Origin of the sequence: Citrobacter sp. R4 (genome assembly GCF_026719175.1) — a bacterium.
Lineage (GTDB): Bacteria > Pseudomonadota > Gammaproteobacteria > Enterobacterales > Enterobacteriaceae > Citrobacter_A > Citrobacter_A sedlakii.
This window is the reverse complement of the sequence record NZ_JAPPSU010000002.1, coordinates 24,856-39,926: the sequence shown is the minus strand read 5'-3', so window position 1 is coordinate 39,926 and position 15,071 is coordinate 24,856. Positions and strand designations below refer to the sequence as shown.

The 15,071-nt window shown below is 52.5% G+C and carries 20 protein-coding genes and 2 pseudogenes; 20 read left to right on the top strand and 2 right to left on the bottom strand.

All coding sequences use genetic code 11. The features are described from left to right. Positions 1-5 precede the first annotated feature (5 nt). The 19 genes and pseudogenes from OOJ60_RS05680 (at position 6) to OOJ60_RS05595 (ending at position 12,975) form a co-directional block, all read left to right on the top strand. Positions 6-341, top strand: a complete 336-nt coding sequence (locus OOJ60_RS05680; protein ID WP_205612193.1) for a DUF2190 family protein — start codon at positions 6-8, stop codon at positions 339-341. Next, complete coding sequence (locus tag OOJ60_RS05675; protein ID WP_205612192.1) at positions 341-697, top strand: head-tail joining protein; 357 nt, start codon at positions 341-343, stop codon at positions 695-697. Before OOJ60_RS05680 ends, OOJ60_RS05675 begins: the two co-directional genes overlap by 1 nt. Before the next feature lies 1 nt (position 698). Further along, complete coding sequence (locus OOJ60_RS05670) at positions 699-1,361, top strand: hypothetical protein (protein WP_205612191.1); 663 nt, start codon at positions 699-701, stop codon at positions 1,359-1,361. A gap of 8 nt (positions 1,362-1,369) precedes the next feature. Beyond that, positions 1,370-1,924, top strand: coding sequence for a hypothetical protein (locus OOJ60_RS05665; RefSeq protein WP_205612190.1), 555 nt, complete (start codon positions 1,370-1,372; stop codon positions 1,922-1,924). Then, complete coding sequence (locus OOJ60_RS05660) at positions 1,917-2,534, top strand: phage baseplate assembly protein V (protein WP_205612189.1); 618 nt, start codon at positions 1,917-1,919, stop codon at positions 2,532-2,534. The genes OOJ60_RS05665 and OOJ60_RS05660 overlap by 8 nt, the downstream gene beginning before the upstream one ends. A gap of 38 nt (positions 2,535-2,572) precedes the next feature. After that, on the top strand, positions 2,573-4,042 hold the full coding sequence (locus OOJ60_RS05655; protein ID WP_205612188.1) for a phage tail sheath family protein: 1,470 nt from the start codon (positions 2,573-2,575) through the stop codon (positions 4,040-4,042). Further along, complete coding sequence (locus OOJ60_RS05650) at positions 4,039-4,545, top strand: phage major tail tube protein (protein ID WP_205612187.1); 507 nt, start codon at positions 4,039-4,041, stop codon at positions 4,543-4,545. The genes OOJ60_RS05655 and OOJ60_RS05650 overlap by 4 nt, the downstream gene beginning before the upstream one ends. Before the next feature lie 55 nt (positions 4,546-4,600). After that, the gene (locus tag OOJ60_RS05645) at positions 4,601-4,888 is read left to right on the top strand and encodes a phage tail assembly protein (protein ID WP_205612186.1); all 288 of its coding nucleotides are present in this window, start codon (positions 4,601-4,603) and stop codon (positions 4,886-4,888) included. Between the two features lie 114 nt (positions 4,889-5,002). After that, positions 5,003-6,820: a hypothetical protein gene (locus OOJ60_RS05640; RefSeq protein ID WP_205612185.1), complete on the top strand. Its 1,818-nt coding sequence runs from the start codon at positions 5,003-5,005 to the stop codon at positions 6,818-6,820. Continuing rightward, positions 6,817-7,287 carry a phage tail protein gene (locus OOJ60_RS05635; RefSeq protein WP_205612184.1) on the top strand — a complete coding sequence of 157 codons (471 nt, stop codon included), beginning with the start codon at positions 6,817-6,819 and terminating at the stop codon, positions 7,285-7,287. The genes OOJ60_RS05640 and OOJ60_RS05635 overlap by 4 nt, the downstream gene beginning before the upstream one ends. Next, on the top strand, positions 7,262-7,477 hold the full coding sequence (locus tag OOJ60_RS05630) for a tail protein X (protein WP_205612183.1): 216 nt from the start codon (positions 7,262-7,264) through the stop codon (positions 7,475-7,477). Before OOJ60_RS05635 ends, OOJ60_RS05630 begins: the two co-directional genes overlap by 26 nt. Before the next feature lies 1 nt (position 7,478). Further along, positions 7,479-8,597: a contractile injection system protein, VgrG/Pvc8 family gene (locus tag OOJ60_RS05625; protein WP_205612182.1), complete on the top strand. Its 1,119-nt coding sequence runs from the start codon at positions 7,479-7,481 to the stop codon at positions 8,595-8,597. Positions 8,598-8,635: 38 nt separating this feature from the next. Then, complete coding sequence (locus OOJ60_RS05620; RefSeq protein ID WP_181822709.1) at positions 8,636-8,989, top strand: GPW/gp25 family protein; 354 nt, start codon at positions 8,636-8,638, stop codon at positions 8,987-8,989. Beyond that, on the top strand, positions 8,973-9,890 hold the full coding sequence (locus OOJ60_RS05615; RefSeq protein WP_205612181.1) for a baseplate assembly protein: 918 nt from the start codon (positions 8,973-8,975) through the stop codon (positions 9,888-9,890). Before OOJ60_RS05620 ends, OOJ60_RS05615 begins: the two co-directional genes overlap by 17 nt. Continuing rightward, on the top strand, positions 9,883-10,434 hold the full coding sequence (locus tag OOJ60_RS05610; protein WP_205612180.1) for a phage tail protein I: 552 nt from the start codon (positions 9,883-9,885) through the stop codon (positions 10,432-10,434). Before OOJ60_RS05615 ends, OOJ60_RS05610 begins: the two co-directional genes overlap by 8 nt. 2 nt (positions 10,435-10,436) lie before the next feature. Then, positions 10,437-10,784: pseudogene (locus tag OOJ60_RS24750) on the top strand (phage tail protein); the annotation flags it as partial. A gap of 318 nt (positions 10,785-11,102) precedes the next feature. After that, a pseudogene (locus OOJ60_RS24745) lies at positions 11,103-11,723 on the top strand (phage tail protein); the annotation flags it as partial. Beyond that, a complete protein-coding gene (locus OOJ60_RS05600) occupies positions 11,723-12,304 on the top strand; it encodes a tail fiber assembly protein (RefSeq protein ID WP_205612179.1) in 582 nt (193 codons plus the stop codon). The pseudogene OOJ60_RS24745 and the gene OOJ60_RS05600, both read left to right, overlap by 1 nt. A 98-nt stretch (positions 12,305-12,402) precedes the next feature. Next, positions 12,403-12,975, top strand: a complete 573-nt coding sequence (locus OOJ60_RS05595) for a serine O-acetyltransferase (protein WP_205612178.1) — start codon at positions 12,403-12,405, stop codon at positions 12,973-12,975. A gap of 31 nt (positions 12,976-13,006) precedes the next feature. Here the strand turns inward: OOJ60_RS05595 and OOJ60_RS05590 are convergent, their stop codons facing one another. Further along, on the bottom strand, positions 13,007-13,192 hold the full coding sequence (locus OOJ60_RS05590) for a hypothetical protein (protein ID WP_233470880.1): 186 nt from the start codon (positions 13,190-13,192) through the stop codon (positions 13,007-13,009). Between the two features lie 216 nt (positions 13,193-13,408). Beyond that, on the bottom strand, positions 13,409-13,654 hold the full coding sequence (locus OOJ60_RS05585) for a DinI family protein (RefSeq protein ID WP_205612176.1): 246 nt from the start codon (positions 13,652-13,654) through the stop codon (positions 13,409-13,411). Between the two features lie 147 nt (positions 13,655-13,801). On the opposite strand from OOJ60_RS05585, the gene OOJ60_RS05580 reads away from it, so the two are divergent. Then, on the top strand, positions 13,802-15,070 hold the full coding sequence (locus tag OOJ60_RS05580) for a Y-family DNA polymerase (RefSeq protein ID WP_205612398.1): 1,269 nt from the start codon (positions 13,802-13,804) through the stop codon (positions 15,068-15,070). Position 15,071 lies beyond the last annotated feature (1 nt).

Genomic DNA, 15,071 nt, shown 5'->3' with positions numbered 1-15,071 from the left:
AAAATATGGCGAATAATTATCAGCAGGACGGCAACACTCTTGATTTTCAGAATACCGGCGCGACCGATATTCACTCAGGTGATGCCGTGCTTTCAGGGGGGCTGGTGGGCGTCGCCCACGATGACATTCCGGCAGGGCTGTGGGGCGTGCTGCACACCACGGGGGTTTTCGTTCTGCCTAAGGTGGCGGAAGCGGTCACTGTTGGTCAGAAGCTGTATCTGGCAGACGGTAAATTGACAGTGGAAGCAGGGGAGGCGGCAGCACTGAATCCTCTGGTGGGTACAGCTTGGGCGGCGGCGGCGGCGGATGCCGAATCTGTTCCGGTCCGGCTGGGTTACTGATGAACCGCTTTCGTCAACGCCTGTTAAATGCGGATGTCCGGATCTCCCGGGCATTTGCCGAAGATGTGCCTGCCGTCCTGTATATCGACGCTGAGTTGCGTCCTGTTACCGTGATTTTCGAGACGCCTGATGCCCCGGTAGATGTTCCGGGCGGTGGGCAAATTCAGGATCGTTCTCCGGCATTCAGTGCAATGACCTCCGATATCGCGGGACTTGAGAAGCATCACGGTGTGGAGATCAACGGTACGACTTATCGTGTGACGCATGTAGGGGCTGATGAAGAAGGCCGTACCCGCGTCACATTGGCGTATGGCGCACCGGGTAAAGTGCAGCCGGCTATCAATAAGTGGAGTTGATATGGCGCGTGAGTCCAGACTGCGACGGGATTTGCCTGTCGATATCGATGTGGATGCCATCTGGCGGATAGCGGAGCACATCGGTGCCACCCATAAACAATTCCGGGCCGCGTATTCCCGCGCCCTGACCAGAACAGCGGCAACGCTCCGTAAACAAGCGGTAGCCGATCTGAAAAGTGGCCTGGCACCACGCAGTCTTGATCTGGTGCGTCGCCGTCTTCTTTCCTTTCGTCTCGATCGCGCCTCTCAATCAAGGCTGGATAATTTTCGTCTGTGGTTTGGCCTTAACGCCATCAAAGTCAAAGACCTTAAAGGTCGCATTAACGGGCGTGTCAGGCCTCATCACACCCGGCGGGATAAATCCACAGGGCGGTTTATTAAGGCGCGGCGCCAGGCGGAAAATGCCGGATTCACACCAAAAGGTAGTTTGCTCTCACCACGTACCTATGAAAATGGTGAGGTTGCCCGATCCCGACGGGAAAACAGGAGAACGGTGGTAATCCGTGATCCGGACACCCGCCGCACCCGCGAAGCGGAAGTCGACATATATGAGCCGATGTTGAACTACATCGAGGACAACGCGTTTGCGGAGGCGATGGAGATATTTATGCATCACTTTGAAACTGATCTGCGCGGGCGAGTGAAAGCCCGTATATCTGTCTGAGGTGGCTTATGGCCGAGCCTTTATTGCTGGGGCAATATCACGATGCCGTCACCAGCTCGCTGAAAAAAATTGCGTGGGTGCGTGACGCTGATGCCTATCCGGAAAAAAACATACCGCGCTTTTCCGGGCTCTCCACCCCGGCAGTGTATTTTTCCATTAATGGCTGGGAGCAGGGGGGCGGTAATGAAGGGCAACTCAACGTAAACCTGTCCTGTGATTTGTACGTGGTAGTGGATGCCGCCGGCCACGGTGTCAGCCGCCCGGAAATATTTCTCCGTACTGCGGCTGCGGACGTTACGCAGTGGATTGATGGCCAGCAGTTTGGCCTGACAAATCTGGAGCCTGCCATTTTTATCGACGCTGCGCGCGATGAGTTTGACCCACGAATGGATGATTACCTTGTCTGGCGCATTTCGTACACACAGGCCGCCGCCTTTGGTGCGGATCCGTTTGCTCAGATGAACGCACCGCTCAAACAGGCGTGGATCGGCAGGGCGCCGGACATTGGCAGCGCACATGTTGATGACTACCGACTGATTTATGAGGCTGAGCCTGATGAATGATATTGAAGGAGATTTACAGCGCCGGCTGGCGAATATTGTACGGCGCGGCGTCATTCATTCTGTCACGCATGACCGGATCCCTAAATGCCGGGTTGATCTGGGCGACATCATAACCACCTGGCTGCCTCTCTGCCAGGGCTTTTCTGGTATGAACCGGGCAGACTCCAATCCGTACGCGGTTGGGGATGCTGTGACAGTACTGTCTGAGGCTGGCGAGCTCAACAATGGCCGGGTGTTTCCCGGCTGGAATACCGGCGGGCTGCCGGTACCGGAGGGTAGCGACAGTGAACATATCACCCGCTACGGCGACGGTACCGAAATTCGGTATGACCGTGCCGCGCATGCCCTGACCATCACCCTGGCGGAGAGCGGCACCTACAAAATCATTGGCAAAGGTACGCTGGACGGCCCGGTAGAGATCACCGATACCCTGACGGTACAGGGGAAAACGCAGATCAATGCCGATACCACCGTAAAAGGTAATATCGGCGCCTCTCAGGAAATTACGGATAAAACCGGCAGTATGAGCGGGATCCGGCAAACCTTTAACATTCATGACCACCCCGGAGACAGTGGCGGAACCACTAAGCAACCTAATCAGAAAATGTAACCTGCTACGGCAGGTTTTTTTATGCCTGGAGAAAAAACATGTCTCAGTTACATGGCGTTGAAACAATAGAACTAACCTCAGGGACTGTGGCGGTCACTACAATCCAGACCGCGATCATCGGCCTGGTGGGGACTGCTCCGGATGCGTCAGCCGGTACCGCGGCAAGTGCCACCACCGGAACCCCTATTATGGATAACGTTGTTGACTTTGCCGCGACGATCGCGGGCAGGGCAGGAAACGTTGTGGTGGTAGAGGCTGCAGCCGGGATCCCGGATACGGAAAATCCAGCCAGGGTGGACACATCTGCGGTCTGGGATGCTACGGCATTAACGCTGACCATCACGTTAGGCTGTGATGATACGGGAAAACTGACGGCAACACCTGCGGATGTTGTCACTGCGGTGGGCGCACTGGCTGATGTGAAAGTGACCGCACAGGGAAGCGGCAGCGGTATTGTCACACCGTTCAGCATCCAGTTGGCTGGTGGTGAGGATGAACCTTTTCCACTGAATACGCCGGTGGCGATCGCAGGCACGACGATGCTCTCTCGCCTTGGGGAAAAAGGCACGCTTAAGCAGGCGCTGACGGAAATCAACGACCAGCGTAACGCCCTGACGGTGGTGATCCGCGTGGCGGAAGAAACAGAAGAAACAAAGCAACGGGCTGCGGTGCTGGCAGGGATCGGCGCATTGTCATCTGCTAAATCTGTCACAACGTACCAGCCCCGGATCGTGATTGCACCGGGATTCAGTGAGGATGATGCGGTGGGCAAGGCGCTGGAAACCGTTGCAGGCAAGCTGCGGGCGGTGGCGTATGTTGACTGTGAATCCGGTGCGACGTTGCAGGAAGTGGTGCAGCGCCGCCAGTCATATGGTACCCGCACCGAGCTGCTGCGTCCGCGCGTACAGGTCAGCAACGCTGATGGCCAGCTGGTCTATCGCCCGTATTCGGCATTTGCTGCCGGGCTGCGTGCGCGCATCGACTTTGAGAAGGGATGGTGGTGGAGCAAATCCAACCAGGACATCAACAATATCCTCGGCGTGGAGCAGATCGACGAGTTTATTCTCGGCGATGAAAACTGCGACGCGAACCTGCTCAACATGCAGAACGTGTCCACCATTATCCGTCGTGCCGGGTTTAAGCACTGGGGCAACCGTCTGTGTGGTACCAATCCGCAGTGGCGCTTTGAATCGGTTCGCCGCACTGCTGACGTCATCGAGGACAGCATACAGGAAACAATGCTGGAATACGTTGACCGCCCGCTGGACCGGGAAAACGCCGACGACATTATCGGCACCATCAATGCCTATATGCGGCAGCTGGTTGGACTCGGTGCCATATTCGGCGGTCGCGCCTGGCTGGATGAAGAGTTGAATACCGCAGAAAGCATGGCGGCAGGTGTCCTGTACATCAACTATGACTTTGGTCCGAAATCGCCGACTGAGCTTATCAGCCTGCGCGTCCGGGTGAATAACAACTATGCGCTTGAGGAGATGCTTGCAGCATGAGTGAAAAAAACACACTACGCGTCTGGACCTTCTTCCGGCAGGGGATCCGCATTCATGGGGCGCATGAGTTTACGCCGCCGTCGTTGGCAGTCGTTAAAACAGATCTTCGTACCGGCGCGCAGGATGCACCGACGCCCGTTGATGACGGGATGGAAGCTCTGACGTGCCAGGTCAAGTTCTACGGCATCGATACGGACATGCTGACTGCATTCGGTTTTGTCAGCGGCAGCCGTCCGCGCTTTACGGCGTATCAGGGCTATCTGGCGAACGGAACCGCGCTGGGCACCATTGAGGAAATTGAAGGTTTTGTGCAGACGGTTACACCGGATGCGCGCGGGAAGGACAATTTGTCTGAAAACGCCGCCACGGTCGATATTGCCGTGAGTTACTACCGCCAGACGAAAGACGGCCGGGAACTCTTCGCCATCGATACAGAGCGCTTTGCGCGCCGGGTGAACGGTGTGGATGTGCTTTCTGGTCTGGCGGCAAAAGTTCGCCTCTGATTTATCCCACAGGCTACCAACGGCCTGCGGGCCGTTTTTACTTTAAGGAGTTTTTATGAGCTTTCCCGGTGAAACCCGCGTCATCAAACTGTATTCGCCCGTTTCATTTGAAAACGGTGGTCTTCTTGATCAGGTGATTCTGCGCGAGCCGCTGGTACGTGACCGTATCGCTTTTTCTAAAGACCGCGGCAGCGAAGAAGAAAAAGAAGCACGCATGATCGCGCTCCTCTGCAATCTTAGTGAACAGGATATATGGCAACTGACGGCGGCGGATTATGCGCAACTGCTGGACGCGTTTAATGTTTTTATGCTCCCGCCCGCGGAGCGACCGAAAGAGGTCTGATGCGGGCGATACGCTTTCTGGGACGGCGTCTGCATTTTCCCATGACGGAATACCTGGATATGCCATTCAGCGTGTTTTCTGATTTTCTCACCGACGAAGTGGAGGCGGTAAATCGTGGCAGGATTAAGCCAGAATCTTAAGGCCGTCATTACCTTTGGCGGCAATATCGACAGCTCCTGGAACCGTTCAGCGAACGGTCTGCAAAAGAGCCTGAAGGACGTCGGGAAGCAGTCAGAAAAACTGACAAAAGACCAGGCGAAGCTGGCGGCGGAGATTAAGAAAGCAAAGCTGGCAGGGCAAAGCCTGGGCGATCTGAAACGCCGTTACAGTGAAGTGTCCCGTGAAATCCGCAAAACGGAGACCGAGCAGCAGAAGCTGAATCAGCAGATGCAGAAGGCGCAACGGCTCGCGGCGTTCAGAGGCGCCGGGAAAGGGCTGTTTCGCCGCGGTCTGGGTATCGCCGGACAACTGGGCGGCATGGTGGCGCCGGGGCTGGCGATTGGTGGCGGGGGCGTGGTGGCCTCCGCTCTGGGTACCCTGATCGCCCCGGCAGCCACCAACGCGGAAACGGCCCAGCGCGCAGGCGTGGCAAAAAGCTATGGCGTTGATATTCCGACGTTTGATGCCTGGGACACGCTCGCGAAACAGTACGACATGAATGGGGAGAATATAGGCGACCTGTTCGAGGAGTACCTACACAAAGCGGGGGAGTACAAGCAGAACGGCAAGCAGGGTTCACTGCAGGATGCGTTTGATACGCTGGGATTTAAGGCGGGTGATTTGGCCGGGCTCAGCGATATGGCGCAGTTTGAAAAAATTGTTGAGCGTGCGCTCAGTCTGCAGGATGAGTCGAAAGCCTCATTTGCTCTGGATTCGCTGTTTGGCGGTGAGGCCAGCAAACTGCTGATGCTCCTGAAACAATCCGGAAAAAGTTACCGCGACCTGATGGACGAGCAGCGGCGGTATAACCTCGTCACGAAAGAGGGCGCCGAAGGGGCGATGGCGGGCAACCGCGCCGTCACGAACCTGCGCACCGTCTTCTCCTCCGCAGTTGCAGAGATTTCGGGACAACTGGGGAACGAACTGGCCCCGGACATCCGCCGACTGACTGACGATCTGGCAGAGTGGTTTAAGGGTGGCGGGATAAAGCGCATTGTCAGCTTCCTGCGTAATGATCTTTACCCCGGGGTGCTGACCTTCGGGCAGGGGATTGTCTTCGTCGGGAAAGTGGCTTATGCGCTGGCGAAAAAACTGTCCTGGCTGCTGCCGGATGAGCGAGGCGATCAACGGGACGTGCTCAAATCGCTGGCCATGACAGGCTCAGTCGATATTGCCCGTATCACCGCGCAGCGTAACGGTCAGGGCGAATGGTTTGAGCAGCAGCTTAAGGAAAAACCGGATCTCCCGGATGATGTGAAAAAATCGTACCGCGATACGCGAGGTTTTTTCCGTGACGACGAGGACACATTCAACTCCACACTCGATAAGTATGTGACGCCGGAGAGCAGCGGTGCACAGTTTGACTGGAGCACCTCGCTGCAAGGCAACCGTCAGCAACCCGGCATGCAGACGGGTGCCGGGGCAGGTTTACGGGAGAATCGTCCGCTGGCTGCAGAGCCATCTGGCCCGTCGGCCGTAAGCATCAACCAGGCTTGGCCTGACTCTGCAGGGATGGCCGGACAGACGGGCCGTGAACAGGGGCAGACCGGGGCGGATTACTGGGACACACTATTACAGCGATTAGATACTGCTGATAAACAACCTCCACCGCGACAGCTTACTGATAACCGCAAGTTTGAATACCGGTTTGAAATTTACGGTGCACCAGGCCAGGACGAACGAGCGATTGCTGATGAGGTGGGGGCGGTGGCGAAAAGCAATCCGGCATTTACGGGAGACAGCAGCATGCTGGACGGAGGACAAATCTGGTGAGTGAAATCATACCTGTCTTTGAGGATTTCGGACAGTCCCGGTCCAGCTCTGTTCGTGGCGGGCAGGCCGCCAGGGTGATGATGATGCTTGGGGGCTTTGCCTTTTCCATCGATACCACGGCGTATAAACAACTGACCCGCGAGGCCAGTTGGCGATGGAGCGAGCAGGAGCGGATCGGCAAACAGGATTTACTGCAGTATACCGGCAAGCCGGGGCGAACCGTCCGACTCGAGGGGGAATCGCATGCTTTCTTCCGTAAAGGGGTGGATGCCGTTAACGATCTCTATGACCTCGCCGATCAGAAAAAGCCACAGCAGCTGGTCAGTGGCGAAGGCGATGTGCTGGGCTGGTGGGTTGTAATCGACTTCTCCGATTCCACCAGCCGTTTTCTGCCAGGCGGCGGCCACCGTAACAAAAACTGGACGATGACGCTGAAACATTATGCAGACGATATATCAAACCCATGACGGTGATGTGCTGGATGCGATTTGTGCAGCGCGTTACGGCACGGAAAACCTCTCTTATATTGTGACGCAGGTACTGGAAGCGAATCCGGGGCTGGCTGACCGCGGGGCAGTTTATCCGTCAGGTCTGCTTATCACATTGCCGGATATGTCTCCGCCCGTTCAGGAATCTGCATTCAACCTGTGGGATTAAAATGACCGAACAGATTGTTAAACCAGAATATGCGCCCGCATACAGTGTTAGCGCCGAAGGGAAAGACATTACCCGCGCGCTACAGCAAAGCCTAACGGAGCTGACACTCACCGATTACGGCGGCTCCACGGCAAAGGCGGATGAGCTGAAAATCACTCTTCTGTCGGAAACGCTGTCCCTGCCGACAAAAGGGGCACGGCTAAGTGTCGCGCTGGGCTTTAACGACCAGTTAGTGGATAAGGGCTGGTTCGTGGTGTCCGGTGTTGGCAGCAGCGGCCCGCCACGTCGTATCGAGATATATGCCACCGCGGCGCCGATGAACGCGCAGAAACAGCCAGGCGATGTGCTTAGCCATAAAACGCGCAGCTGGGATAATCTGCGGCTGGCGGATCTGGTCAAGACCGTTGCTATTGAAAACGGGCTGAAGCCCAAAGTGGCCTCAGAGCTTGCTGATATTCATATCGATCATATCGACCAGGTGGCAGAATCCGACGCCAATCTGCTGACCCGCCTTGCCAGGACATGGAACGCTGTAAGCAAACCCTCCGGCGGCTACTGGTTGTTTCTCAGGCAAGGCGCTACGGCGAACGCTTCTGGCAGGCAAACTGATGCGCTGGTCATCACCCCGGATGAAGTATCGAACTGGTCATACAGTGAGGGGGAACGGGGAAGTTCTACGGGGAAAGCTACCGGCAGTGGTGGTAAGTCATCGGGCAAAATCGGTGTGCGGTATTACGATGAAGCGGATGGGAAGACCAAAACCACCACGGTTGACCATGATGGTCCCACGATGGCTAATCCCTATACCCAGCCGGTGAAGGCCACGGCTGACCAGCAGGCTAAATCAAAAAAGACACAGGCCCTACGCAATGAACAGAAAATGACAGTTTCTGGCCCGTGTCGCCCTAAGCATGTTCCTCTCACGGCAGAATCTGGAGTGTCTACCTCCGGTTTTGGTGAGCGGGAGGATCGTACCTGGGTGGTGGAATCGCTGGTGTATTCCCTGACACCTGCCGGGTTCAGCTACACATACAACCTGGTGGTTGATATTCGCAAACCTGCAAAATCCTCTAAAAAATCCGGCAACAAGGATAAAACCGGCCCGGATTACTTCGGCTAACGTTCCGCCACCCGGCGGACCCGATACGGAAAAATACTATGAACGGCGTAAACAGCCGGACGGGTAAACGCCTGTCCGGTATTGACCATTTGCGTCAGTCGGTCAGCGACATCCTCTCCACGCCCGTCGGCAGCCGTCTGCTGGTCCGTGATTATGGCAGCAACCTGTTTTTACTGGTAGACAACCCCCGTGATGACCTGACCAGGCTGCGCATTATCGCAGCGACCGCCTCGGCGCTGGCGCGCTGGGAACCCCGGCTAAAGGTCACGCGCGTGGCCGTCTCTTTCCCGGCAGATGAAACGGGGTGTGTGGTGGATATCGAAGGGATTAACAAAGAAAACAATCTTCCTGTCAGCACCGGAGGCATACCGATTTATGGCAAGCAGCTATGACGTGATTAACCTGTCCGCCCTGGCGGTACCGGATGCAATAGTGGTACCGGATGCCGCAGATATTTTTACCCGATGGCTGGCGCGCCTGCGCGAACTGGATCCGGCATTTGATGCGCTGGTGGAATCGGATCCGACCTACAAACAGGGAGAGATAACAGCTTATCAGTTAATGCTGGCTTTCCAGCGTGTCAATGACGCTGTCCGGGCAGTATTTCTTGCAAGTTCAAAAGGTGACGATCTCGATCAACTCGGTGCGGCGTTTAATGTTAAACGGCTTGTTATTACGCCGGGTGATCCGAATGCCGTGCCACCCGTCGATCCTGTCTATGAAGACGATGACGCTTTCCGTGAGCGCATCCAGCTTTCATGGGCGCAGCTAAACACCGCCGGTGCGCGAAACGCATACCGCTTCCATGCCAAATCAGCAGACACCGATGTGCTGGACTCGGATGCCTATGGTCCGGAAACCCACAATCGCCCCGGCGAAGTAGATATCTATGTTCTGTCGCGAAAAGGGGATGGTACGGCGGGGGAAACGCTGTTGGAAGCTGTCAGACGCAATCTGAACGCTGATGAAGTCCGCCCGTTAACTGATTATGTGACAGTTAAAAGTGCAGAGATCGTCAGGTATGAAGTGACCGCCAGACTTCAAATACCGGACGGACCGGACGCGCAGACGGTGCTGAAGAATGCGACTGATGTTTTACAGGCATACACCATCCTTTCTCACCGAATAAAAGCCGTCATCCCTCTTTCAGCAATCTATGCTGCGCTGCAGCAGGCCGGTGTTGTAAGGGTGAAACTGATTTCCCCGGTTGCAGATCTGGAAGCCGAAGCCGGCAAAGCACCGTGGTGTACCGCGATTAATGTTACGCGAGAGGAGGAAAGTGGTAATGGCTGATAAATTTCGCTCCCTGTTGCCGCCCAGTGCTTTCAGGGAAGAACGGGCGCAGGAGCAGGCCGCAACGGAACTGATCATGTCACTGGATACCGATATGGTGCGCAAGGTGAAGAATGCCGACGACTGCCCGGCACATCTTCTTCCGTGGCTGGCATGGGAAAGCGCTGTTGATTTCTGGGATGACAGCTGGACAGAGGCGCAGAAGCGGCAGGTGATAAAAGATGCGCCCTATGTTCACCAGCACCGCGGTACTGCTGGCGCTGTCAGGCGTTCACTGGGAGCAATCGATCTACCGACCACAGTTGTGGAGTGGTGGGAGGATGAGCCCCGCAAACCACCGTATACCTTTCGTGTAGAGGTCTACAGCACCCAAGCCATTGACGAGGCGCTGTATCAGCGCATACGCCGCCAGGTGGATAAAGCTAAAAACCTTCGCAGCCTGCTTACCACTATTGATGTGATAGCCGACCTTGGAACTAAGGGAACCTATTATACCGGCGGCGCAGTTACCGCCTGGATTGATGTTGTTGTGGCCGGAGAATAATCATGGCTGAGAAGTATTACAGTATTCTGACCAACCGGGGTAAAGAACTTGAGGCACAGTCTTCTGCAAGCGGAGAGCCTATTCTTATCAAAGATTTTGTTATTGGCGATGGAAATGGGCAGTCCGTTAAACCAGATCCAGCACAGACGAAACTTGTACGTGAAGTCTATCGCGGTGCGATTTCTGCGTTGCAGATCTCACCCGATCAGGCGAACCAGTTTATTGCTCAACTGGTGTTAACGGCAGAAATTGGAGGGTTTGTTGTAAGGGAAGTCGGCCTGCTGACAGATGCGGGAGAACTTTATTCATTAGCGAATTGTGCGGCCATCGAGAAGCCAGAAAATGGTGTAAGCGTAAACCTGCAATACCGACTGGCGATATCTGAAACCGCGAGCATTGAGTTGAAGGTAGCAACTGGAGACGGGTTATTTCTAAGACAGGACGCTAATCTTAGTGATGTGAAGGATGTTGCTCTGTCACGAAAAAACCTCGGCCTGAAGAGGGCGGCTGTACTGGACGTAGGGAAAACAGCCAATACTGTTGCGGCAGGCGATGATATGCGTATTGTTAATGCCCTGCAAAAAGAGATGAACCTGTCTGATCTGTTAGATAAAGATATGGCCAGAACGAATCTGGGCTTAGGTGAGTTGGCGATATTAAATTTAAATGATGTTTATCCCATAGGTGCCCCAATCCCTTGGTCTTCTGATTCAACTCCTCTTGGTTATGCGTTAATGCAAGGACAGGAATTCGATAAATCAGCTTATCCTCTATTAGCTATTGCCTATCCTTCAGGCGTTATACCGGATATGCGAGGATGGACAATCAAAGGAAAACCTGTAAGTGGACGTGCTGTATTGTCTCTGGAGCAAGACGGCATTAAGTCGCATATTCACAGCGCCAATGCATCCGATACAGACTTGGGAACAAAAACAGTATCAACATTCGACTATGGTTCAAAACAAACAACGGCTTTTGACTACGGTTCTAAAAGTACGAATGCTTCAGGTGACCATACTCATACAGTGTGGAGGGGTAATGCCCCGACAAATAGTTCTTGGGGTAATATAGGGTTTGATAATCCAACATTTGACGGAACATCTGGTGCTGCTGGGAATCACGCGCACTCTGTTTGGATTGGCGCCCACGATCATTGGGTTGGAATAGGTGCGCACTCTCATACTGTCGCAATAGGAGCTCATAGTCATATCATTACCGTCAACGCTACAGGTAACCCCGAAACGACAGTTAGAAACATTGCGTTTAACTATATAGTGAGACTTGCATAATGACTTTTACAATGAGTGAAATCGATCAAACAATTACTGTTTATAATCTTCGTTCCGATACAAACGAATTCATTGGTATCGGTGACGCTTACATTCCTGCTTATACGGGGTTGCCCGCTAACTGCACAACAATAAAGCCACCTGTAATTGAAGCAGGGTTTGCGGCAATTTTTGATACAAATAAGAAAAAATGGTTTTTGTGTGAGGATCATCGTGGCGAGAGTGTTTTTGATACAGAAAATGGCAATAAGCAATTGATTACTGAACTTGGCCCGTATCCTGTAGGGACAACAACTCTTCCCCCCGAAAATGAATGGCAGAAATGGAATGGTAGCGCATGGGTAAGCGATAGTGAAGCTGAGCATAATGCTCATGTGAGAGATGCAGAGTTATTAAAAAATGAATTAATGAAACTCGCAAATACTAATATTGAAATATTACAGGATACTATTGATTTTGATATGGCAACGGAGGAGGATAAAGCACTTTTAACGAAATGGCGTAAATTCCGGATTGAACTTAATAAACTTAATCTTAACACGGCTCCAGCTATTTCTTGGCCGGATAAGCCCAAAAAATAGCTGTGTTTTTTTTAAAAATATCATATTTTTTGTTTTGATTGGCTTTTATCTCTGTGATTATATGTTATTATAGCCCTCTCATTGCTAAGGGATTATATATGACCGATTATCGCAGACAACATTATGAAGAATTGAAAAGACTACTTCATGTTGAAGTTCTTAAAGGAAGAAAAAAATTCTCATGGAGGAGAGTTTACCTCCGTTGTTTACGGCAGCGAGGATACAGGTTTATGTGTTGGTGGAGGATAGCTAACTGCCTTTATTCTCAGGGCGGGAAAAATAGAGTTAGATGGGCACGTAGAATTCATAGCATGTTAGTGTCGAAATACAACACTGATATAGGGTTGGGTGCTAAGATCGGTGAAGGTTTTAAAATTTATCACTTTGTTGGGATTGTCATCTGCCCCCAAGCTATCATTGGCAAGAATGTTCGCATTCGACAGAATACAACAATTGGACTAAAAACTGTTGATGGAATAAACGCTATTAAAATCGGTGATAATGTAGAAATAGGCGCTAACTCATGTATTATAGGTGATGACTTAACAATAGGGGATAATGTTATTATTGGAGCAATGTCTTTTGTAAATAAAGACATTCCAGCTAACAGTGTATATATCACGAAGAAATATTCTTTGATAAACAAGCTCAACTTGATGGAAGAAGCTTAGATTTGATTTGTCTGTATAATATTAGATCCATTTATTTGCTCTTAATACATGCGCCGATTTCCCTCATTTTGTTTATTACAGCAGTAAGTTCTTTATCGCTTAACGCCAACTGTGCCGCCATGAAAAAGAGGATATGAGGCGACATTGCGCGGGGAGATTCGCCGCCAGTGTACTTGCGCCACTGGCTGTTGCTGGCAACACCGGCAAGGTCAGCCATCTGGTTTCCGGTGTAACCGAGACGCGCTTTAAGCTCATGCAGGTCTTCCGGTGTGGGTGCAGTGTAGCTGCTTATCAATCGCATATATAACCTTTAAAAAGCTCCCGACGGAGCTTTTATTGTTGGAATACAGGAGGGGGCATTGCTGCCATAATGCGAGTCAAATTAGCCCTTTCGGTGCTATAGGTCAAGAAAATAATTAAATATTTTGAGCACTTAAGTGAATTCAGTAACAAGCCACATATCGGCTTCTTCAAACATTTCCTCAAGCATACGGTTTAGCTTTTCTCGATCGCTTTTGCTGGCGTCGCTATTCAGGCCGTTTGCCTGCATCGGCTTCACCTTCACTTCTGCATCCGGGAAAATCCGATGCACACGCTTCGTCAGTTCAGCCAAGATGATCTCTCTGGCTCCCGTCAATCCCTCAACATTACGCTTGTCATAAACCAGCTCAACAAACATATTTTTTCTCCTTACTTTACTGGTTGGATATACAGTATTTATACTGTTTTAAAACTCAGTGTCAATGCAAGGGAGGATTTATGAATTATAACTTTAGAAAAACATCGACTTACGTTATGCCAGTCGCTGAGGCTGAGCGGAGTTATGATGTTTGCCCTGGTTGATGTGAACTCGTTTTATGCGAGTTGCGAGACGGTATTTAGGCCAGATCTTAAGGGAAGGCCCGTTGTCGTATTGTCTAACAATGACGGTTGCGTGATTGCGCGTAGCGCGGAAGCTAAAGCCGCTGGGATAGCGATGGGGGAGCCGTACTTCAAGTTAAAAGATCAAATTCGGCGCGCAGGCGTCGTTTGCTTCAGCAGCAACTATGAGCTGTACGCGGATATGAGCCAGCGTGTGATGACCACGCTCGAAGAGCTGGCACCGCGGGTAGAGATTTACTCTATAGACGAAGCGTTCTGTGATCTGACTGGTGTGCGTAACTGCCGTGTGCTGGAAGACTTCGGCAGGGAACTGCAGGAAGCTGTCTACAGGAATACACGACTTGCGGTGGGCGTTGGCATAGGGCAGACAAAGACGCTGGCCAAGTTGGCAAATCATGCGGCGAAAAAGTGGCTGAGGCAAACCGGCGGTGTAGTCGACCTGTCAAATTTTGATCGGCAGCGTAAATTAATGGCGGCGCTGCCGGTTGATGAAACATGGGGCGTTGGTCGCCGAATCGCTAAAAAACTCGAGTCCATGGGGATCAAGACGGTTCTCGATCTGGCAGACACCGACATCCGGTTTATCCGTAAGCATTTCAGCGTGGTGTTGGAAAGGACTGTAAGAGAGCTCCGTGGCGAATCATGCCTGGGGCTGGAAGAGTTTGCGTCGGCAAAGCAGGAAATTGTCTGCTCCCGTTCGTTCGGCGATCGGGTAACTGATTACGAGCAGATGAGGCAGGCCATTTGCAGTTACGCAGCGCGTGCGGCTGAAAAACTCCGCGGGGAACATCAGTATTGCAGGTTTATTTCGGTATTCGTCAAAACCTCACCCTTTGCCCTCAATGAGCCTTATTACGGTAACAGCGCTTCCGTTAAATTGTTGACACCAACGCAGGACAGCAGGGACATTATCGGCGCGGCCACGCGTTGTCTTGATGTTATCTGGAAAGACGGGCACCGTTATCAAAAGGCGGGTGTGATGCTGGGTGACTTTTTCAGCCAGGGCGTGGCGCAGCTTAACCTGTTTGATGATAATGCGCCGCGTGCCGGCAGCGAAAAACTAATGGAAGTGTTGGACCACCTCAACGCCAAAGATGGGAAGGGAACTCTCTATTTCGCCGGGCAGGGTATCCAGCAGCAATGGCAGATGAAGCGAGAGAAGCTTTCGCCTCGATATACTACAAGGTACTCCGATCTGCTGAGAGTGAGATAAA